Here is a 20,540-nt window from a genome sequence, read left to right as displayed (position 1 = left end):
GATCAGTCAACACCACCGCGCGCGTTGTACACCAGCACATCCGCCGCGCCGTACTCCCGGAACACCCGTAGCGCCTCGTCGCGGCCGATGTCCTGCACCACGGTGATGCCACGGGCCTCGAATTGCTCCGCCCAGTCCTCACGCATCGGGCCCTCATCGAAGCCGGTCAGAGTTTCCAGCTCGGCGCCGGAGCCGGCCACGACCAGTCGGCGCACCCCCGACCACATCGTTGCGCCGTAACACATCACGCAGGGGCGCCAGTTGACCACGAGTTCCAGGGGACGGGCCGGATCGGCGCCAAGGTCCCAAGAGCCTGTCGCACGTTGCGCCAGCCCGAGGGCCATGACCTCGGCATGAGCTCCGGCCACGCCGGTGGACAGCACCACGTTCACCCCGACCGACACGAGCTCGCCCGTACCGGCATCGACGACGATGGCGGCAAACGGTCCGCCGTTGCCCTCCCGGTAGTTCCGTGCGGCGAGCGAATTCACCAGGGCCATCCGCTCGTCCAGGGTCGGCAGCGTCTGCGGGAGTCCGGGCATGAGCTCGGTCAACCATGACGGCAGTGCCAGGGTGAATGTGGTTTCCATAGGGACCTTCCGTCAGAGGCGCCGCACCGCGCGAAGCCGAGACCCCACAGCGTACGAGGCGGATGTTTCCGGCAGGTTATGCCGCCGAGCCCCGCTCTCGGCGTTGTTTCCACCGACATCTCCACTGCAACCGCCGAACACGGCTGCACCCTGATAACCTCCGGGCACCGCCCTGTGCACCGATGCGCCATTGTCCTCGTGCGGCCCGACCACCGACGATCTGGAGCCGACCGCATGAGCGCACCGACCACCATCCGCCCCGTGGTCGGCATCCGTCGTTCCCGGGTGGCGGTGAGCGCCAGCTACGCCGCGCAGGGCTTCGGCTACGCGGTGGTCGTCACCTCGCTGCCCAACCTGAAGACCCGGTACGGCATCGACGACACCGTGGTGTCGCTCATCGTTCTGCTGGTCTGCCTCACAGCGGCCGGCGGTTCGCTGCTGGCCGATCGACTCGCGGTGCGCTGGGGCAGCAGGGTGGCCCTGGTGGTGGGACTGCTCCTCGAGGCCGTGGCCCTGCCGCTGATCGCCTCCCCGGTGGGGCTGCCCGCGTTTATCGCCGCGTTCGCGATCTACGGCGCGGGCCTGGGCATCGTCGATGCCGCCGGCGCCATGCAGGGCGTGCTGGTGCAGCAGCGCATCGGCGTCTCCGTGATGGCCGGATTCTTCGCCTGGTACACCGGCGCCGCCATCGCCGGCGCCCTGCTGATGTCGGCCGTTGCCGGCACCGCGGCCAACGCCGGCATCGCCCTGGTTGCGGGCGCCGTCGTCGCCCTCGCCGTCGCCGTCGTGGGTCTGCGCGGCTTCGACCCGCGGCGTACCAAGCTTCCACCGGCCCCGAATGCGGCCCCGCACGGCAAGCTGCCTCGCCGCGGCATCGTGTTGTTCGGCACCGTGGTGCTGGCCGCCTTCGTGGTGGACTCCGCCGTGAGCACTTGGAGCACGGTGTACCTGCACGATGTGCTTCTCACCGGCGCCGCGATCGCTCCGCTCGGCTACGCCGCCTACCAGGCCGCCATCCTGGTCACCCGCATCGGCGCCGACGTGCTGGTGCGCCGGTTCGGCCGGGTCGTGTTGGCCGCCTGCACCACGGTGCTGGCGATCCTCGGCTGCCTGGTCGTGGCGACGGTGCCCGTCACCTGGGCCGCCGTGGCCGGCTTCGCCCTGGCCGGTTTCGGGGTCGGTGCCCTGGTGCCGCTGGCATTCAGCGCGGCGGGCGAGCTGCACGAGGCCCGCAGCGACGAGGTGATCGCCAGGGTCAACCTGTTCAACTACGCCGGGGCGGTGCTCGGCGCCGTGCTGGTGGGTCTCCTCGCCGACTCCACCGGGCTCGCCCAGGCGTTCCTGCTGCCGATGGCGCTGCTCATCCCGGTGCTGTTCCTGGCCCGGCGGTTCGCGCCGCGCCCGGCCCGCACTTCCGCGCAGAGACCGGGCTAGACGATGCGCGGGCCAGGTGCTTGACTGCCCCCATGGTGCACACGCTCAGAAACACGCAGGCCTCGTTCGAATATCAGGGCCTGCGCGCCCTGTTCATCAACTGCACCCTCAAGCGCAGCCCGGAGATCAGCAACACCCAGGGCATCATTTCCCTCAGCGCACACCTCATGCGCGAGCAGGGTGTGCACGTCGAGGTCATCCGCGCCATCGATCACGACATCGCCACCGGCGTCTACCCCGACATGACCGAGCACGGCTGGGCGACGGATGCCTGGCCGGCCCTGTTCGACAAGGTCGCGGCCGCCGACATCCTCGTGCTCGGCGGGCCCATCTGGCTCGGCGACAACAGCTCGGTCACCAAACGGGTCATCGAACGGCTTTACGCGATGTCGTCCGAGTACAACGACAAGGGCCAGTACATCTACTACGGCAAGGTGGGTGGCGCCATCATCACCGGCAACGAGGACGGCGTGAAGCACTGCTCGTCCAACATCCTGTACAGCCTGCAGCACATCGGCTACACGATCCCGCCCGCAGCGGATGCCGGCTGGATCGGCGAGATCGGTCCAGGGCCGAGCTACCTGGATGCGGGCTCCGGCGGCCCTGACAACGAGTTCACCAACCGCAACACCACGTTCATGACCTGGAACCTGATGCACCTGGCCGCGATTCTCAAGGCCAACCGCGGCATCCCCGCTTACGGCAACCTGCGACAGGAGTGGGACGCCGGCGAACGCTTCGGGTTCGAACCGAATTCGTAAGTACCGCTAGGGCACGACAGGCCCCGAGCACGCGAACCGGGGCAGGAGGGACACACGATGCTCCGCCCTCTGCCGGACAACGCCCCGGCGCACCAGTCACCGTCCGCATTCCGGCCCTGGCCCCTGGAGGTTCTCGTCGCCGGCGGCCTGGTTCGGGGCAGCCTCCCCGTCGCGGGGGTGCAGACCTGGCGCGGAATCCCCTACGCGGCCCCGCCGGTCGGGCCGCTGCGGTTCCGCGCACCCCAGCGGGTGATCCCGTGGGCGGGCGTCCGCGACGCCGGCAGCTACGGCCCCGTCGCCCCGCAAGACCGGGGCACCCAGTTCAAGGGCGTCAGCCGCCGCACCCGCATGGGCGAGGACTGTCTCAGCCTGAACGTGCAGCGGCCCGCCGACCGGCCGGACGAGGCCGATCTGCCGGTGATGGTCTTCATCCACGGCGGCGGCTACGCCTCCGGTTCCTCACAAGACTTCACGGAACGCAGCCAGACCATCGTGCGGAGCGGCCGCACCGTCTACGTCGCCCTCAACTACCGGCTGGGCGCCCTCGGCTACCTCGACTTCAGTCGGTTCAGCACCCCCAACCGTCCCTTTGAGAGCAATCTCGGGCTGCGGGACCAGGTGGCCGCCCTGGAATGGGTGCGGGACAACATCCGGTCGTTCGGCGGCGACCCGCACAACGTCACCGTGATCGGCGAGTCTGCCGGCGGCAATGCCGTGGTGACGCTGCTCGCGACGCCCGCAGCCCGTGGACTGTTCGCCAGGGCGATCGCCCAGAGCCCGCCGTCGAACGCGGCGTACTCCCCCGCGTTGGCCGGCCGCTGGGCCTCCGAGTTCATCGAGGTGCTGCGGCAGGGCCGCGCGCCGGAGCTGGCCGGCGGCCGGCGGCCCGCCGCCGAATTGCTGGACACCGCCACGTGGCCCGCCCTGGTCCGTGCCGCCCTCGTGCTGCAACGACGCACCCCGGATGTCGACCCGGGCACCTTCTGCATGGCCCCCGTCGTCGACGGGAGTTTTTTGCCCGAACGCCCCCTCGACGCTTTCCGCCAGGGGCACGCTCATCCGGTGCCGCTGATCATCGGCACCAACGACAGGGAGGGCTCGATGTTCCGCGGCCGGATCGACATCTTGCCGCGGTCGATCCAGCGCATCCAGTCGCTCTTCGACGAGGCCCCGCCCGGCTCCCATCAGGACATGCGGGCGGTGTATTCCGCCCTGCCTGCCCTGCGCGCCGAAGTGGACTTCAGCGGCGACTATGCGTTCTGGTTTCCCAGCGTGCAGGTTGCCGAGCTGCACTCCCGGTCGGCACCGGTTTACCTCTACCGCTTCGACCTGGCTCCCCGGCTGTTACGCCTCCTCGGCTTCGACGCCACGCACGGACTCGAACTGCTCGCCCTCTCCACGTCGGCCACCGACAGTCAGCTGCGCAAACTCACGGCCCTGGGCGGCCGGGCGAGTTTTCTGCGCACCGGCGACCGGATGCGCGAGCACTGGCTGCATTTTGCGGCCACCGGCCTCACCGGGCCGGGCTGGCCGGTCTACACCGAGGGCGATCGCCTGACCCTCATTTTCGACGAGGAGGACCGGGTGGAATCCGACCTCCGCGGCGAGCGCCGGATGGCCTGGCTGCAGTTCCTGCCCAACCTGTAGCCGCCGCCGACCCCGCCGGCTCAGCGACCGCCCACGATGTCGCCGGCGTTCACGCCCACCCAGCGCACCAGCGGCAGGAGATGAGCGGCGAGCTCTTGGCCACGGTCGGTGAGGCTGTAGTCCACCCGGGGCGGGATGGTGGGCTGCGCGTCGCGGTGCACGAGACCGTCGGCCTCGAGGGTGCGCAGGGTCTGCGCGAGCATCTTCTCGCTGATGCCCTCGATACCACGGCGCAGTTCGCCCCAGCGCAGGCTGGTCTCGGTGAGCGCCACGATCACAAGCACGCCCCACTTGCTGGTGACGTGGTCCAGCACCACCCGGCTGGCGCAGCCGGCCGCGAAAACGTTCGCCGCCGGCATCCCGGCCCCGGCCGGTGCCGGATCGCCGACCAGCTGGGCAAGGCGCTCCCGCACGACTGCGTCGGCGGTGGACGGGGCGGCCGGGGTGGACAGTGCAGCGGTCATAGAAACTAGCTTACCTAAAGGTGGGTACCTGCGGTTGGGAAGTATTGGGCGGGCCGGCGGGTTGCACCGACCAGAAGGCACGCATCTTGCGGGTCGCGAAGGGAACATCCAATGTCTATCGTCGTCACCGGAGCCACCGGCCAGCTCGGGCACCTCATCGTCGAGCACCTCATCAACCGCGGCGTCACCCCGGCCGAGATCACCGCCGTCGGCCGGAACACAGCGCGTCTGGCCGACCTGGCCGGGATGGGCGTGGCCACGGCGGTCATCGACTACGCCGAGCCGGCCAGCCTGGCCGCCGCGTTCACCGGCGCCGACGTGTTGATGCTCGTCTCCGGCAGCGAGGTGGGGCAGCGTGTCGCGCAGCACAGCAACGCCATCACCGCCGCGGTCGCCGCCGGAGTGGGCCGCATCGTGTACACGAGCGCCCCGAAGGCCGACACCTCGGCCCTGATCCTCGCCCCCGAGCACAAGGCCACCGAGGAGGCCCTGCTGGCATCCGGCGTTCCGTTCACGATCCTCCGCAACGGTTGGTACACCGAGAACTACGCGGCCTCCGTGCAGCAGGCCCGGGAGACGGGCGTCTACCTCACCAGCACCGGTGCGGGCCGGGTGGCCAGCGCCTCGCGCAGCGACTACGCCGAAGCCGCAGCCGTGGTGCTCACCACCCCCGGCCACGAGAACGCCGTCTATGAGCTCGCCGGAGACATCGCCTGGACCGGCACCGACATGGCTGCCGCCCTCACCGAGGTCGTCGGCCGCCCTGTCGTCTTCACCCCGGTCTCCCCAGAGGAGCACACGGCCATCCTCACCGGCGCCGGCCTGGACGGCGGCACCGTCGGCTTTGTGGTGGCCCTGGACGGCAACACCCGCGACGGCCTGCTGGCCGGCGGGTCGAGCGACCTGGCCACCCTGATCGGCCACCCCACCACTCCGTTGCTGGACGGTCTGCGCGCGGTCGCGTAACCCCCTGCGGCGGTGTTGCCGCCGCTCTGAGCCTCCGTCCCCGGCGCACCCTGCGCCGGGGGCGGAGCCATTGAGCCCGCCGGAGGCCTCGACTACGCTGTACGGATTATCGGAGGGAGATCATGAAACCGCTTTCTGCTACCGAGATCCGGGATTCCATCGTGAACGCCACCACCGACGAGATCGCCCGGATGCCGCTCCCCGGGCTGCACGAAACCATCTGGGACGAACGTGAGTATCTGGGTTGGCGTGACCCGCAGGCCGCACACCGCGGCTACATCGTGTTCTGGCGGGGCGATGCTCCATTGGGCATGATGCTGCGGGCCGCGGCGCGGGGGCCCGGTCGGTCGATGTCTGCGTTCTGTTCGCTGTGCCGCACGCAGCAGCCGGCGCACCAGGTGAGCCTGTTCAGCGTGCCCAAGGCCGGCCAGGCCGGTCGGGACGGCAACACCGTCGGAACCTACATTTGCTCCGACCTGGCCTGCTCCACGCTCATCCGCATCCTGCCGCCACCGTCGCAAATGCAACCCAACCCCGCCGAGATGATCACCTCCAGGGGTGCCGGGTTGCTGGCCCGTCTCGAGGGGTTCACGAACGAGGTCCTCAAACCGGCGGAGTAGTCGCGTGTCACGTCTTCGGGGGGCGGCGGGGTAGATTGTACACAACCCGGCGATGACGCCGACAACTGTGGGGCAGGGGGTGGGTGAATGGCGCGCTCTGCGCAACGTCTGGCCGCGGGCTACCGCCCCGGGCTCTTCAACGCCAACGAGTCGGCGGGCCTCCTGCTCGGCGTGGCTCAGGCCGGCTTCGGCCTGCCCCTGCTCCTGTACGCCTGGTACAAGTGGGTGCAGAACGATGAACCGATGCTCGTGCTCCTGTGCGTCGGAGCAGTCCTCATCGTCACGGGAGCGCTCTCCGCCGGGTTCCGCACCAGGATGCGGGTGCCGCTGCGCCATCTCGCCTTGTGCTGGATAGGCGTCATGGACCTGCTCTGCCAGGCGGCCACCGGCGCCGAGCCGGTCACCCTCACCTTCGCCTGGACCCCCAGCATGCTGGCGTTGGTCGCATTCGCGGTGCTCCCCGCCGCGCAATCCCTGATCTATCCGGCGGTCTTCATCCCCCTGTCGCTCATCGTGCTTGCGGTGCAACCTGGCGCCGACCCGGCGGATGTCGCCATGTCGTCGCTCCTCATGCTGGCGACCGGCCTGGGGCTCACCTGGTTCGCCCGCAGCGCCCTCCTCGCGGAGACAGATGAGCTCACCGGCATCCACAATTTCGCCGGATTCGAACAGGTGCTCAGCGCCGCCATGCGGGACGCCGCTCCCACCGAGCCGCTCTCCCTGGTGCGACTGGATATCAACGAATTCGCCCTGGTGAACAGGCGACGTGGCCGGGAGGGCGGCGACCTGGCCATCATGAAGTTCGTCGCCGATGTGGTCAAGGCTCTCCCGAGTGCGGCGACCATGGGCCGCGTGGAGGGCGATGCGTTTGCGATCCTGCTGCCCGGGTTCACCGCCGGCGACGCCTGCGACCTGATGGTGCGGGTGCAAGTCCAGGTGGCCAAGTTCTCAGCCGGCATCTCAGCCAGGGAGGGCAGCGAGTCCGAGAGCGAGCTCTTCGGCCGGGCCGGCAAGGCGCTCTTCGAGGCCCAGCGCGTGGGAGGCCACGGCAAGATGATCATCCACGGCGGCTACTACGCCTCCCCGGCAGCCGTGCTGGACGGCCTGCGGAACGGCGAGTTCTTTCTGCGCTTCCAGGCCGTGGTCGACCTGGCCACCGGCGCCGCAATCGGCGCAGAGGCCCTGGTGCGTTGGCAACACCCCACCAGGGGGCTGGTGCCCCCCGCCGAGTTCATCCCGCTCTGCGAGGCGAGCGGGTCCATCGTGGTCCTCGGGGAGTGGGTCGTCCGCGAGTCGGTCGCGGAGGCAGCACGCTGGCGCCGGCTGCGTGGGGAGGACGACCCGGTGAGCGTGGCGATCAACGCCTCGGCGCGCGAACTGACCTCGGCCGGCTACGGAGAGTTTGTTCTCACCGAGTGCGCCAATGTGGGTCTGCCGGCCGCCCTGGTGCACATCGAGGTGACCGAGACCCACTTCGGCAGCGATGCCGCGGCCGTTCGCGACAACATCCGGGTGCTGCGCGGCGCCGGAGTGATCATTTCGATGGACGATTTCGGCACCGGCCACTCCAGCCTGTCCAGGCTCACCGAGATCGAACTCGACGTGATCAAGATCGACCAGTCCTTCGTGGCCGTGATCGAGACCGAACGGGAATCCCCCGTCGCGGAACTGACGATAAAACTGGCGGCGACCCTCGGACTGCAGGTGATCGCCGAGGGTGTCGAAACCGAGACGCAAGCTGAGTGGCTGCGGGAGCGCGGTTGCCTGCTCGCGCAGGGCTACCTGTATTCGCGGCCCGTGGCCGCCGACGAGTTCGTGGCCAGGTTCCTCGTCCAGCCCGTTACCCGCGCCTGACCTCGTCCGGCAGAACCGGCACGAGGGTGACGTCGGTGAGCTGCCCGTTGTCGGCAACAGCCGTCAGGTAGGTGTGTGCCGGTTGCCGCCGGCGGTCAGTCGGCGACCCCGGGTTCAGCAGCCGCAGACCCCGGGGCGACACGCTGTCCCAGGGGATGTGGCTGTGCCCGAAGACGAGCACATCGGTGTCCGGAAAGGCCTCGTCCATGCGCTTCTGGCGCCCTGTGGCGGCACCGGTTTCGTGGATCATCGCAAAGCGGACGCCCTCGATGGTGTCCCGGGCGATCTCCGGCAGCACACGGCGCAGGTCGGCGCCGTCGTTGTTGCCGAACACGCCCAACAGCGCCGGTGCCCGGCGGGTCAGCTCCTCGTACAGGCTGAGGTCGACCCAGTCCCCGGCGTGCAGCACGAGGTCGGCCTCGTCGACAGCCCGCCAGACCTGCTCGGGCAGCCGCCGGGCTCGCTGGGGAACGTGCGTATCGGAGATCAGCAGAAGTCTGGTGGCCATGCCCCATTCTGCCCCGCCTACCGTCGGGTTCGCACGAGGGCTAGGTTCGCAGCGTGGCCGACCGATTCAACACCACCGAGAGCATGCGCGACTCCGTCTTCTTCGACGGGCCGGCGTCCAGCGCGCGGTACTCCAGATTCTGGATGCTGCTAGTGCTCGCATCGATCATCGCCTCGGCGGGCATCGTGGGCGATTCCACCGCCACGGTGATCGGCGCGATGATCGTCGCTCCGCTGATGACGCCCATCCTCGGCACGATGCTCGCGACGGTGCTCGGCGACAGGACGAACCTCATCCGCTCCCTGGTGTTGGTGCTGGGCGGCGCCGCCGCCGCCGTGGTGATCGGCTTCGCGGTCGGCCTCCTCGTGCAGACCGACGTGCTCGCCAGCACGAATGCCCAGGTCTCGGCCAGGGTGAATCCCCGTCTGATCGATCTGCTGGCCGCCCTCGGCACCGGCGTCGTCGGCTCGGTGGCGCTGGTGCGCCGGGACATCTCCGATACGCTGCCCGGCGTCGCGATAGCCATTTCCCTGGTCCCGCCGCTGACCGTGGCCGGCCTGGTCCTCGAGTCGGGCTCCGTCCCCCAGTTCCTGGGGGCGCTGCTGCTCTTCGTCACCAACGTCGTCGCCATCCTCGGCACCGGCATCGTGGTGATGTCGGTCTACGGGGTGAGCCGGCTCACTCGCCGGAAAGCACCCGGCGACACCGGGGCGCCCGGCCTGCTGCGCCCGGTGGCCGTGCTCGCCGTGATGCTGCTGCTGATCGGCATCCCCCTCACTCTCACCAGCGTCGAGGTCACGGCCCGCAGCAACGTGGAGGGTACCGTGCAGACCGTGGGCGAGAAGTGGGCCGCAGGCGTCGGTTGGACGGTCACCGGCGTCTCCACCCGAGGCGCCGAGGTGACCCTGCGGGTGGTGGGCGCACCGCCGGTGCCCGACACCGCCGCGCTGCAGGCCGCCCTCGCGGCGGCGGGGATCCATCCCGAGAGGGTGACCGTCGATCTGACCCCGGCCACCATCGTGAAGCTCTCGACAGTTCCCTGAGCGGAACGCAGAAAAGCCCGCCTGACCGGGGGTCTGGCGGGCTTTTCAAAGAGCGGAGACGGAGGGATTTGAACCCTCGGTGCCCTGTGAAGGGCACTCCACCTTAGCAGGGTGGTGCACTAAGCCGGGCTATGCGACGTCTCCCGGATGCCTGCTTGCGCAAACACACATCCACCATACTAACCGCACCACGACGTCAGTTTGAACACCATCCCCACGGGCGGGTGCCGACGGTGCTACTGGTCGGCCAGAGTGCGCCCGGCCGAGCAGGTGTACTGGGACGCGTCCTGCCCGTAAACATTGCTCGGCAGCGTCTCTTCGGTGGTGGCCGGATCGGTCGCGGCGGGATCGGTCGGCGCGGGCACGGCAGGGTCAACCGGCTCAACGGGCGCTTCGGTCGCGGCGGCGGCAGGGTCTGCCACGGAGCGGAAGTCGGCTTCACCGGGTGCCAGGGTAGGCGAGGCGTCGGCGAGGATGGACGCCATCAGATCGTCGGCGGCGGACTCGTCGGGTTCGACGCCCCCGTCGACGTTGTAGACCGGGTACTGCACGAACACGACCTTCTCCAGCGGAATGTCCTTCAGCGCCATCGCGATGGAGACCATCGTGTCCATGCTCTGCAGCGAGGTCGACAGCTCCATATTGTCCACGGCGGCCTTGGCGATCGAGTACAGCTTGATCGGGTCGCTCAGCGTCTCGGCGCTCTTGAGGGTGCGCACGAGCGAGGACAGGAAAACCTGCTGGTTGCTGATACGACCGAGGTCGCTGCCGTCGCCGACGCCGTAACGGGTGCGCAGGAACTGCAGTGCCTCCAGGCCCTTGAGCTCGTGCTCGCCGGCCGCGAGGTCCAGGTCGGTGTGTTCGTCGACGATGGGCTCCGCGATACAGACGGGCACCCCGCCGACGGCCTCTGACATGGCCGCCACGCCGTTGAACTGCACGACGGCGGCGTACTGGATCGGCAGGCCGGTGAGTTCCTCGACCGTCGACACCGTGCAGTTGAGCCCGCCGTAGCTGAGGGTGGTATTGATCTTCTGGCTGCTCATGGCCGAGTAGGTTTCCCCGTCGGGGCCGGTGCATTCCGGGATGGGCACGTAGGTGTCCCTGGGGAAGCTGACCACGGTGGCACTGCTGTGGTCTTCGGCGATGTGCAGCAGCATGGTGACGTCGTTGAGGACCGCGGTCTCTTCTTCGGGATCGCCGTAGCCGCCGCCCTGGCCGACACGGCTGTCGCTGCCGACGAGGAGCAGGTTGGCCCCGCCGTCGATGGAGCTGATCTGCGGGATCGGACCCGCGGTCTCGCTGTCCAGGCGGATGGGTTCCTTGACGCTGGTGGCCACGTTGAGGGTGGCGAGGGCCGCGACCGAGACACCGCTGACCATGACCACGGCGAGGGCGGCGGCGAGCACCTTGGCGATGTTGGCGAATGCGTTGGACCGCTTGAGCCTGCCGTGCCGGGCGATCGGGCTGGTCTGCTTCGATCGTTTCGAGCGGGGGCGCAATTGGTCGCTCACGCAGATCCTTTCGTCGTTATGCAGGTGCAGCGCCTCGCGGCGCGGAGGGCGTGGGATTCGAACCCACGAGACATTTCTGCCCACCAGTTTTCAAGACTGGCTCCATCGGCCGCTCGGACAGCCCTCCCGATTCAACGCGGGACCGCCCCGTGACGGGCCGGATCCAACATCGAACTTCGCCCGATCTTAGCCGATCACGGAATAAGTAGCCTGACACGCGAAACTGGCAACGCCCTGCACGGCGGCCGACCCCCGCGAATTACCGTGTGTACTGGAGTGCTAGAGGCTGCTCAGGACCACGGCCAGGCCGTCGTCCTGCACGCTCACGGTGAGCTCGCTGGCGGCCTCGAGGACGTCGTCCGGGGACTGGCCCATGGCCACACCGCGGCCCTCCGCGCCGGCCCAGAGCAGCATGTCGATGTCGTTGCGCCCGTCGCCGACGGCCATCACCCGGCTGCGTGGGATGCCGCACTCGGCACGCACCCGCTCCATGGCGGTGGCCTTGTTCACACCGTCGGGGGCGATATCGAGCCAGGCGGTCCAGCCGATCGCGTAGCTCACCCGGTTCAGACCCATCTGCTCGACCACCGCGAGGAAGTCCTCCATGTCGTGGTCCGGCGAGACGACGACGACGCGGGTGGCGTCGTGGCGCAGCAGCTCGTCGAAGGCGACGTGCTCACTGTCGATGCCGATCGTGGCGTCGGGGAACACCTCCGTGTACCGGTAGAAGCCGTGCTCGTCCTCCACCGCGTACCGGGCATCCGTGAGGTGCGAGCGGATGGAGAGCAGCACGTCGCTGGGGTCAAAGGTTTCGACCCATTCGCGGCGGTACCCGGTCGGGGCATCCGCGTCTCGGTGCAGCGTGATGGCGCCGTTGGAGCAGACCACGAATTGCGGCGTGATCCCGAGACGCTCGAGCACCGGGAGGGTGGCGGCGGCGCTTCTGCCGGTTGCCAGCATGATCTCGTGGCCCGCCTGGTGCACCCGGCGCACTTGGCGGATCACGGCCTCGCTGATGGTGCCGTCCTCGTGCAGGGTGGTGCCGTCGATGTCGAGGGCGACCAGCCAGGGCGCGTCGGTGGTGGGGCTCATCGGATGGGTGTGAGGACGTCGAGCCCGCCGAGGTAGGGGCGCAGTGCTTCCGGCACGAGAACCGAACCGTCGGCCTGCTGGTGCGTTTCCAGGATGGCGACGATCCACCGGGTCGTGGCGAGGGTGCCGTTGAGGGTGGCGACCGGGGCGGTCTTGCCCGACTCGGTGCGGTAACGGATGTCGAGGCGCCGGGCCTGGAAGGTCGTGCAGTTGCTGGTGCTGGTGAGCTCCCGGTAGGCACCCTGGGTGGGCACCCAGGCCTCGATGTCGTACTTACGGGCGGCGCTGGAACCCAGGTCGCCTGCTGCGACGTCGATCACCCGGTAGCTCAGGCCGAGGGCCTGCAGCATGCCCTCCTGCAGGGCGACGAGGCGGTTGTGCTCGGCCTCGGCATTTTCGGGCAGCACGTAGGTGAACATCTCGAGCTTGTTGAACTGGTGCACCCGGATGATGCCGCGGGTGTCCTTGCCGCCCGACCCGGCCTCGCGGCGGTAGCAGGTGGACCAGCCGGCGTAGCGCAGCGGACCGTCGGACAGGTCGAGGATCTCGTCGCTGTGGTAGCCCGCGAGGGCAACCTCGCTGGTGCCGGTGAGGTAGAGATCGTCGGCGGGCAGGTGGTAGATCTCGTCGGCGTGCTCGCCGAGGAACCCGGTGCCGTCCATGATCTCCGGGCGCACCAGGGTGGGCGTGATCATCGGGATGAAATCGGCCGCGAGAGCATGGTCCAACGCCATGTTCATCAACGCGATCTCGAGCCGGGCGCCGATGCCACGCAGGAAGTAGAACCGGGCACCGGAGACCTTGGCGCCGCGGGCCATGTCGATGGCGCCGAGCATCTCGCCCAGTTCGAGGTGGTCGCGGGCCTCGAAGTCGAAGGTGGGGATCTCGCCGTGGGTGCGCAGGGTGGCGAAGTTGTCTTCGCCGCCGGCGGGCACGCCGTCGATGATCGGGTTGGCGATGGTGCGCATCACGCTCGTGAAACGCGCCTCGGCCTCCGCGGCGGTCACTCCGGCCGCCTTGACCTCCGCGGCCAGGCTCTGCGCCTGGGCGACCAGGGCCTTCTTCTCGGCGGGCGGCGCCTGTGCCACGGTCTTGCCGAAGGCGTTCTGCGAGGCACGCAGCGCCTCGAAGGTGGTGATCGAGGATCGCCGGTCGGCGTCCGCGGCGAGCGCGGCGTCGACGGCCTCGACAGAGTCGCCCCGCGCCTCCTGCGATCGCTTGACGAGGTCGGGATTTTCGCGTAGCAGCACCGGATCAATCACTCGGTCAGTCTACAAGCGCCAGCCGTTGCCCCCTTGCTAGCCTGAGCGGGTGCCAGCCTCCAGTTCCGGACCCAGCGACATCCCCTCGAGTTTGCGCCGTGCCGCGGTGGTCTACAACCCCGTGAAGACGGATGTCGACAGGCTTCGCCTCGGCGTGAACACCGCGGCCGCCGCGGCGGGCTGGGCCGAACCGCTCTGGTTGGCGACCTCCGTGGCCGACCCCGGCCAGCGGGTCACCCGGCAGGCGCTGCGCCAGGGTGTGACCATGGTGCTCGCTGCGGGTGGCGACGGCACCGTGCGGGCGGTGGCCGAAGCGCTGCGTGGGTCGGAGGTGAGCCTGGGCATCCTGCCGGTGGGCACCGGCAACCTGCTGGCCCGCAATCTGCAGCTGCCCCTGAACAGCCTCGACGACGCCATCAGCATCGCCTTCGGCGGGGCCGACAAGGCCATCGACCTCGGCGTGGCCTCGGTCACCTACGCCGACAACAGCATCAACGACCACGTCTTCCTGGTGATGGCCGGGCTCGGCCTCGACGCCCAGATGATCGCCGAGACGCGCCCGGACCTGAAGAAGCAGGTGGGTTGGCTGGCCTATGTGGATGCGGGGATGCGCGCCATCCCCAAGGCCGAACCGTTCCGCATCCGCTACAGCCTGGGCACCCGCAGCGAGCACCAGGCGCTGGTGAGCACCATCCTGATCGCCAACTGCGGGGTGCTGCCCGGAAACATCCAGTTCCTGCCCGACGCCCTCCTCGACGACGGCGTCCTGGACATCGCCGTGTTGCAGCCCAAGGGTGTGCTCGGCTGGCTCATGATCTGGCGACGGGTGACCTGGCAGAACGGGGTGCTGCGGCGCTCCGCCGTGGGCCGGCGGATCATCGAGCTCACCGATACCGACAGCGAACGTGCGATGACGACGCTGGTCGGCACCGACATCCGGATCGTGCCGGACCACCCGCAGCAATTCGAGCTGGACGGCGACGAATTCGGGCTGGTGACAAGCGTGTTCCTCCGGGCGGATGCCGGTGCCCTGCTGGTGCGGGTACCGGCCGGCTGGCCGATGCCGACGGACGGATCCGCGGGAGTCCGGTGAGCCGTCAGAGGCCCTGGGCGCTTCGGCGCCGGCGAGCCCGCCAGCCCCAGGCGTGCCAGAACAGCAGGCCACCGAGAATCACGATCCCGCTCGAGATCAGGGGTGGCGCGACCAGGTAGCTGAACTGTTGGAGGACGAACGCGACCGGCGGTTCCCCGTTTCCCGTATACGAATTGTTCCCGAACATTCCGCTCACGGCCTGCCACTGCAACACCATGCCACCCGCCGGAAGCGCGAGGGCCACCACCCAGAGCAGCGCGATGTACGGGTTCCACCTCGAGGGCTCCAGCTCGTCCTGGAAGGTGTCGCCGTCGAAGGCCAGGGCGTCGAGATCGTCGAATGCATCGTCGGTGCCGACGACGAGGTCCTCGAACGGCGCCGCGGCTCCGCCGGCCGCGGCGGCAGGTTTCGCCGGCGACGCGCCGATCAGCCCGGGGCGAGCGGCGGGCCGGGGTGGATCACCGGGCTGGTAGCCGCGTTGAAACCTGGCGTCGTGCCGCGGGTCGAACGCCGGCCGTTCGGGCCCCCCAGGCTCGGTCACGCTGTCGGCTCCCCCGAGACCAGACCGCGCAGCCAGTCCCTGGCTTCGATGAAAACACCGTCGTCGTACCGGTCGGTGAACACATTGGCCGCTTTGTCGGCTCGCGGATACGAACCGAGGAAGATCACCTTGGGGCTGAACCGGCGCAACCCCAGCAGGGCGTCCGCCACCCGTTCGTCGAGGATGTGCCCGTCGGCGTCAATGACGAACCGGTACCGGCCGAGGGAGTCACCGATCGGCCGGGACTGGATCAGGCTGAGGTTGACGCCGCGGGTGGCGAACTGCTCGAGCATCTCCAGCAGGGCGCCGGCCCGGTCCTCCGGGAGCTCCACGATCACGCTGGTCTTGTCGGCGCCGGTCGGCTCCGGGATCACGGTGGTGCGTCCGACGAGCACGAACCGGGTGACGGCGTTGGGGTTGTCACCGATGTTGCGGGCGAGCACCACCAGGTCATGGTGCTTCTCGATACCGGGCGGCGCGACGGCGGCATCCGCTGGTCCCGGCTCGAACAGGGCGGCGGCGGCGGAGACATTGCTCGACGAGGGGATGTGCCCGTGCCTGGGCAGTGTCGTTTCGAGCCAGCTGCGGCACTGCGCGTAGGCCACCGGATGCGCGTTGACGATCTTGACGTCCTCGAGGGCGGTTCCGGGCCTGGCGACGAGCACAAAGTTGACCGGAACCAGGTATTCGCCGATGATCCGCAGGTTCGGCACGCTGGCTAGGGCGTCCTGGGTGGCGCTCACCCCGCCGTCGACCGAATTCTCGATGGCGATCATGGCGGCGACGCTGCGCCCGCTCACGACGTCGGCGAAGGCCTCCCCCACGTTGTTGACCGCGCGCCACGGCAAGCCCCTGGCCTGGGGAACCTGGGCGAGGGCGGCCTCGGTGAAGGTTCCCGCCGGCCCCAGGAAGCTGTAGTGCACATCGGGAGTCTCTGGCATGGCTCACAGCCTAGTTGGAGTGCAAGACTGGGCACTATGAACGCACGCGCAGGCACCCCGGCCCAGAAATCCGATCTGATCGACGTTGAGGCCCTCATCAGGGCGTATTACGACCTCAAGCCGGATGTGTCGGTGCCCGCCCAGCGGGTTGTCTTCGGCACTTCCGGGCACCGCGGCAGTTCGCTGAACACCGCGTTCAACGAGAACCACATCCTCGCCACAACGCAGGCGATCGTGGAGTACCGCGCCGCCCAGGGCATCACCGGCCCGCTGTTCATCGGCGCCGACACCCACGCCCTCAGCGCCCCGGCCACCACCACGGCCCTCGAGGTGCTGGTGGGCAACGGCGTGCGGGTGCTGGTCGACGAGTTCGACGACTTCGTGCCCACCCCGGCACTGTCGCACGCGATCCTCGCCTACAACCGGGCCGGACACGACGACCAGGCCGACGGCATCGTCGTCACCCCGAGCCACAACCCGCCCATGGACGGCGGCTTCAAGTACAACCCGCCGCACGGCGGACCGGCCGACAGCGACGCCACCTCCTGGATCGCCAATCGCGCCAACGAGATCATCGCCGACGAGATGCGCGCCGTGCTCATGGCCGAGCCCAGCGCCGTGGAGACCTACGACTTCCGCGGCCAGTACGTCGACGACCTCGAGAACATCATCGACATGGCGGCCATCAAGAAGAGCGGCATCCGTATCGGCGCCGACCCGCTGGGCGGCGCGAGCGTCGGCTACTGGGGCGCCATCCGCGACCGCTACGAGCTCAACCTCACCGTGGTCAACCCGCTGGTCGACCCGACCTGGGCGTTCATGACCCTGGACTGGGACGGCAAGATCCGGATGGACCCGTCCAGCCCCTCGGCGATGGCGTCGGTGCTGGCGCACAAGGACGACTTCGACATCCTCACCGGCAACGACGCTGACGCCGACCGGCACGGCATCGTCACGCCGGACGCCGGCCTGATGAACCCCAACCACTTCCTGGCCGTGGCCATCGAATACCTCTACAGCCACCGCGACGGCTGGCGGGCGGATGCCGCGATCGGCAAGACCCTGGTCTCCTCCACCATGATCGACCGCGTCGCCGGTTTCCTCGGCCGTGAGCTGTGGGAGGTCCCGGTGGGCTTCAAGTGGTTCGTGCCCGGCCTGATCGACGGCTCGGTCGCCTTCGGCGGCGAGGAGAGCGCCGGCGCGAGCTTCGTGCGCTTCGACGGCACGGTCTGGACCACCGACAAGGACGGCATCCTGCTGGCCCTGCTCGCTGCGGAGATCGTCGCCGTGACCGGCAAGTCGCCCAGCGTGCGGTACGCCGAACTGGCCGAGCACTTCGGCGCCCCGGCCTACGAGCGCATCGACGCCGTCGCGACGCCGGCGCAGAAGACCGCCCTCGGCAAGCTCGACGGCGCAGCAATCACCGCCACCGAGCTCGCCGGCGACAAGATCATCGGCGCGCTCAGCAACGCCCCGGGAAACGGCGCGGCCATCGGCGGAGTGAAGGTCTTCACCGAATACGCCTGGTTCGCCGCCCGCCCCAGCGGCACCGAAGACGTCTACAAGATCTACGCCGAGTCGTTCAAGGGCCCGGAGCACCTCAAGCTGGTGCAGATCGAGGCCAAGGCCATCGTCGACGCCGCGATCAGCTAGCCCGCGCTCGGTGGGCTACGGGATGCTCCAGTAGTACGCGGTTCCGCCCGGGTGCTTCTCGGTGATCGCGAAGTCCACCGAGAGGTAGTCGGTGTCGTCGGTGTGCCCGGCGTAGTAGATCACGATGTCGTCGCCGGCGCCCTCGATGCGGGAGACGACGGCGGTGTGGTCACGGTCGCCCGTGTTGTCCCAGTCGAACTGGACGACATCACCGAGCTTCACCTGATCGCGCTGGTCGTCGGTCAGGGCGGTGGCCCGGCCGGAGTCCGCGAGGTAGTTCATGAACGCGGTCGAACTCACCCACGGTGAGGAGAAGTCGAAGTCGGAGCCGGTTCCGCTGGTCCACCAGGTCTCGTCCATGGCCCAGCCCCTGGCCACCAGGGACTGACTGGTGAAGTTCACGCAGTCGTTTCCGGTGACCACACCGTACTGGTCGGTGTTGTAGTCCTTCCAGTGCGCCAGCGCGTAACTCAGCTGAGCCTGCACGGCGGGGTCAACGTCGACGGGCGCGGCCGTCATCGCCGGAGTCTCGCGCGGCGCGGTCTCGACCGTGGCAGCGGCGTCCGCCGCAGTGGAACCGCGCTGAGCCGAACCGGTTCGATCCACGCCGGACGTCGCCAGGGCCACGGTTCCCACGGCGAGTCCGCCGAGGATCAGGGCGATGACCCCGATCCGTGCTGGTCGAGCTACAGCCACAACTACCTCCATTCGGGGGGGGATCTCAAGCCAACCACACTATTTGGTGAAGAGTCTGGGACCGGACCGGCCACCGATCTTCGGGCGGTGTTGTGAGCGTGCCAGGCATAGTAGACCTCATCGCGGGCAGGGTGTTCTCGACCCGCGGACCGTGAGCGTCGGGGCCCCCGAGGCTGTGAGGGTGGCGTGTGAGTGGAATTCAGCCGAGGGCTTTAGCCGTAGGACGGTGCGGCCGGTAGGCCGAAGAACTCCTCGAGCGTGGTGACGCCCTGGTCGTGCATTTCCGTGGCCAGGTCGATCCCGACGTACCGGAAGTGCCAGGGCTCGAACTCGTAGCCGGTCACCGGGGTCTTGTCGGCGGGGTAGCGCAGCAGGAAGCCGAATCGCCACGCGTTTGCGGCGAGCCACTGGCCGTGTGGGGTGTCGGCGAAGCACGCGTTGAGTGAACACTGCCCGGGCTGGGCACTGATGTCGATCGTGAGACCGGTCTGGTGTTCACTCGTACCCGGCCGCGCGGTACTCAAGTCGGCACCGGCCTGACCGAGGTTCGCGAGATCGTTGTTGTAGACCCGCGTCTGCGCGTCGAAGCTGCGGTACGCGCTCTGCGATTGCAAGGCCAGGCCGGTTTCGGCCGTGAAGGCGGAGAACAGGGCCACGACGGCGTCGGAGGCCTCCTGCCGCAACTGCGGGGGGTTCGCGAACGGGATCGGCACATCGACGAGGTCGTCGGGAGCGTAGTCGGTGGGGTTGAGCGGGCGGAGCTTGTCAACGACCACCCAGATGCTGTTCGGGTCGTCGATCGACCGGGCAGCGCGGTCGAAGGTGGGCGCCGGAGCCGGGTCAGGCGAGGCCGACGGCGACGGGCGCGGTGGTTCGGTCGGCGTACTGGCCGACGGGCCGGGCGATGCGGATGTGGTCGGCGTGGTCTCGCTCGATGCGTCGCGGCCGGTGTGCTGGCCCAGGATGAGGGCTCCACCACCGGCGACCAGCAGCAGTGCGGCGGCGGCCGCGACGAGTGCGCGTCGACGGCGTACGCGCGGCGACGCCCCCCGGCGCGATTGAACTGACACGCTGCCGAGCATATCCTGCGCTGACGCCACTCCCCGGCATCGGCATCATCGCCGCCGGGGAATTCCAGCGCCCCGTAGTCTGTTTCACCCCGTATGCGAATTGTTATAGCAGGAGCACACGGAAAAATTGCACGGTCCCTCACCCGGGAGTTGACCCTCGACGGACACACTGTGATCGGGCTGATCAGGAACGCTGAGCAAAAGGAAGACCTCGTCCTCGATGGAGCCCAACCGGTTGTCCTCGATCTCGAGAACAGCTCGGTCGACGCCGTCGCCGAGGTCATGGCCGACGCCGACGCCGCGGTCTTCGCGGCCGGCGCGGGTGCGGGCAGCGGCGACGCACGTAAGAACTCGGTCGATCTGGGGGCTTCGGTGTTGTTGGCGGATGCCGCCGAATCCGCCGGGGTGCGCCGGTTCGTACAGATCTCCTCCACCGGAGCGGATCTGGTGCGTGACGGAGCCACCCCCGACAGCGTCCCCGCCGACTTCGTCGCCTACCTCCAGGCCAAGCTCGGCGCAGAGGAAGACCTCGCGGGCAGAGACCTCGACTGGACCATCGTGCGGCCGGGCACCCTGACCGATCACGACCCCATCGGCTCGGTTCGGCTTGAGCGCACGGGACCCGACGAGAGCGGAACCGTGCAGCCGGAGACCCAGGGCAGCGTGCCCCGGGCCGATGTGGCAGCGGTGCTGGCCGAGCTGCTCCGCACCGGAGCAGGCAGCCACACGGTGCTGCACCTCATTTCCGGCCCGACCCCGGTGGCGAAGGCCGTGGCCGTCTTCGCCTGAGA

The 20,540-nt window shown here is 68.9% G+C and carries 20 protein-coding genes and 2 tRNA genes; 10 read left to right on the top strand and 12 right to left on the bottom strand.

The window, feature by feature from the left end:
• Positions 1–2: 2 nt before the first annotated feature.
• Complete coding sequence (locus B7495_RS00885) at positions 3–590, bottom strand: nucleoside deaminase (RefSeq protein ID WP_088454926.1); 588 nt, start codon at positions 588–590, stop codon at positions 3–5.
• A gap of 234 nt (positions 591–824) precedes the next feature.
• Between B7495_RS00885 and B7495_RS00880 the strand changes: the two genes are divergently transcribed.
• From B7495_RS00880 to B7495_RS00870, 3 genes are read left to right on the top strand one after another with little or no spacing between them, the layout of a single operon-like run.
• Positions 825–2,024 (top strand): MFS transporter, encoded by a 1,200-nt coding sequence (locus B7495_RS00880; protein ID WP_088454925.1) that lies wholly within the window; start codon positions 825–827, stop codon positions 2,022–2,024.
• 32 nt (positions 2,025–2,056) lie between these two features.
• Positions 2,057–2,785: a flavodoxin family protein gene (locus B7495_RS00875; RefSeq protein WP_088454924.1), complete on the top strand. Its 729-nt coding sequence runs from the start codon at positions 2,057–2,059 to the stop codon at positions 2,783–2,785.
• A 57-nt stretch (positions 2,786–2,842) separates the two neighbouring features.
• Positions 2,843–4,432 carry a carboxylesterase/lipase family protein gene (locus B7495_RS00870; protein WP_088454923.1) on the top strand — a complete coding sequence of 530 codons (1,590 nt, stop codon included), beginning with the start codon at positions 2,843–2,845 and terminating at the stop codon, positions 4,430–4,432.
• A gap of 20 nt (positions 4,433–4,452) precedes the next feature.
• Here the strand turns inward: B7495_RS00870 and B7495_RS00865 are convergent, their stop codons facing one another.
• Positions 4,453–4,791: a helix-turn-helix domain-containing protein gene (locus tag B7495_RS00865; protein ID WP_240632463.1), complete on the bottom strand. Its 339-nt coding sequence runs from the start codon at positions 4,789–4,791 to the stop codon at positions 4,453–4,455.
• A gap of 216 nt (positions 4,792–5,007) precedes the next feature.
• On the opposite strand from B7495_RS00865, the gene B7495_RS00860 reads away from it, so the two are divergent.
• From B7495_RS00860 to B7495_RS00850, 3 genes are all read left to right on the top strand, one after another.
• On the top strand, positions 5,008–5,862 hold the full coding sequence (locus B7495_RS00860; protein WP_088454921.1) for an SDR family oxidoreductase: 855 nt from the start codon (positions 5,008–5,010) through the stop codon (positions 5,860–5,862).
• A gap of 122 nt (positions 5,863–5,984) precedes the next feature.
• Positions 5,985–6,482, top strand: coding sequence for an FBP domain-containing protein (locus tag B7495_RS00855; RefSeq protein ID WP_088454920.1), 498 nt, complete (start codon positions 5,985–5,987; stop codon positions 6,480–6,482).
• Positions 6,483–6,569: 87 nt separating this feature from the next.
• A complete protein-coding gene (locus B7495_RS00850) occupies positions 6,570–8,336 on the top strand; it encodes a bifunctional diguanylate cyclase/phosphodiesterase (RefSeq protein WP_088454919.1) in 1,767 nt (588 codons plus the stop codon).
• Here B7495_RS00850 and B7495_RS00845 read toward each other — a convergent pair.
• Positions 8,323–8,844, bottom strand: coding sequence for a metallophosphoesterase family protein (locus tag B7495_RS00845; RefSeq protein ID WP_088454918.1), 522 nt, complete (start codon positions 8,842–8,844; stop codon positions 8,323–8,325). The genes B7495_RS00850 and B7495_RS00845 overlap by 14 nt on opposite strands.
• A 53-nt stretch (positions 8,845–8,897) precedes the next feature.
• Between B7495_RS00845 and B7495_RS00840 the strand changes: the two genes are divergently transcribed.
• Positions 8,898–9,887 (top strand): DUF389 domain-containing protein, encoded by a 990-nt coding sequence (locus B7495_RS00840; protein ID WP_088454917.1) that lies wholly within the window; start codon positions 8,898–8,900, stop codon positions 9,885–9,887.
• 53 nt (positions 9,888–9,940) lie between these two features.
• Here the strand turns inward: B7495_RS00840 and B7495_RS00835 are convergent.
• The 5 genes from B7495_RS00835 to serS form a co-directional block, all read right to left on the bottom strand.
• Positions 9,941–10,031 (bottom strand) — tRNA-Ser (locus tag B7495_RS00835).
• A gap of 92 nt (positions 10,032–10,123) precedes the next feature.
• On the bottom strand, positions 10,124–11,401 hold the full coding sequence (locus tag B7495_RS00830) for an LCP family protein (RefSeq protein WP_088454916.1): 1,278 nt from the start codon (positions 11,399–11,401) through the stop codon (positions 10,124–10,126).
• Positions 11,402–11,443: 42 nt separating this feature from the next.
• A tRNA-Ser gene (locus B7495_RS00825) sits at positions 11,444–11,528 on the bottom strand.
• A 152-nt stretch (positions 11,529–11,680) separates the two neighbouring features.
• On the bottom strand, positions 11,681–12,493 hold the full coding sequence (locus B7495_RS00820) for an HAD family hydrolase (protein ID WP_088454915.1): 813 nt from the start codon (positions 12,491–12,493) through the stop codon (positions 11,681–11,683).
• Positions 12,490–13,755: a serine--tRNA ligase gene (gene serS, locus B7495_RS00815; RefSeq protein WP_088454914.1), complete on the bottom strand. Its 1,266-nt coding sequence runs from the start codon at positions 13,753–13,755 to the stop codon at positions 12,490–12,492. The genes B7495_RS00820 and serS overlap by 4 nt, the downstream gene beginning before the upstream one ends.
• A gap of 49 nt (positions 13,756–13,804) precedes the next feature.
• Between serS and B7495_RS00810 the strand changes: the two genes are divergently transcribed.
• Positions 13,805–14,848 carry a diacylglycerol kinase family protein gene (locus B7495_RS00810; RefSeq protein ID WP_174776284.1) on the top strand — a complete coding sequence of 348 codons (1,044 nt, stop codon included), beginning with the start codon at positions 13,805–13,807 and terminating at the stop codon, positions 14,846–14,848.
• Positions 14,849–14,852: 4 nt separating this feature from the next.
• Here the strand turns inward: B7495_RS00810 and B7495_RS00805 are convergent, their stop codons facing one another.
• Together B7495_RS00805 and pheA are read right to left on the bottom strand one after the other, a co-directional pair.
• Positions 14,853–15,389 carry a hypothetical protein gene (locus B7495_RS00805; RefSeq protein ID WP_088454913.1) on the bottom strand — a complete coding sequence of 179 codons (537 nt, stop codon included), beginning with the start codon at positions 15,387–15,389 and terminating at the stop codon, positions 14,853–14,855.
• Complete coding sequence (gene pheA, locus B7495_RS00800) at positions 15,386–16,330, bottom strand: prephenate dehydratase (protein ID WP_088454912.1); 945 nt, start codon at positions 16,328–16,330, stop codon at positions 15,386–15,388. The genes B7495_RS00805 and pheA overlap by 4 nt, the downstream gene beginning before the upstream one ends.
• A gap of 36 nt (positions 16,331–16,366) precedes the next feature.
• Between pheA and pgm the strand changes: the two genes are divergently transcribed.
• Entirely contained in the window at positions 16,367–17,983 is a 1,617-nt protein-coding gene (pgm, locus tag B7495_RS00795; protein WP_088454911.1) for a phosphoglucomutase (alpha-D-glucose-1,6-bisphosphate-dependent), read from the top strand.
• Positions 17,984–17,998: 15 nt separating this feature from the next.
• Here pgm and B7495_RS00790 read toward each other — a convergent pair whose 3' ends face one another.
• Both B7495_RS00790 and B7495_RS00785 read right to left on the bottom strand, forming a co-directional pair.
• On the bottom strand, positions 17,999–18,679 hold the full coding sequence (locus B7495_RS00790; RefSeq protein ID WP_166788953.1) for an amidase domain-containing protein: 681 nt from the start codon (positions 18,677–18,679) through the stop codon (positions 17,999–18,001).
• Between the two features lie 212 nt (positions 18,680–18,891).
• Positions 18,892–19,749 (bottom strand): D-alanyl-D-alanine carboxypeptidase family protein, encoded by an 858-nt coding sequence (locus B7495_RS00785; protein WP_240632331.1) that lies wholly within the window; start codon positions 19,747–19,749, stop codon positions 18,892–18,894.
• Positions 19,750–19,842: 93 nt separating this feature from the next.
• Here B7495_RS00785 and B7495_RS00780 point away from each other — a divergent pair, with 93 nt between their 5' ends.
• Positions 19,843–20,538, top strand: a complete 696-nt coding sequence (locus tag B7495_RS00780) for an NAD(P)H-binding protein (RefSeq protein WP_088454908.1) — start codon at positions 19,843–19,845, stop codon at positions 20,536–20,538.
• Positions 20,539–20,540 lie beyond the last annotated feature (2 nt).

The sequence above is a fragment of the Cryobacterium sp. LW097 genome, assembly GCF_002205495.2.
In the GTDB taxonomy this organism is placed as follows: Bacteria; Actinomycetota; Actinomycetes; order Actinomycetales; family Microbacteriaceae; genus Cryobacterium; species Cryobacterium zongtaii.
This window is presented reverse-complemented; position numbering and strand designations above follow the sequence as displayed.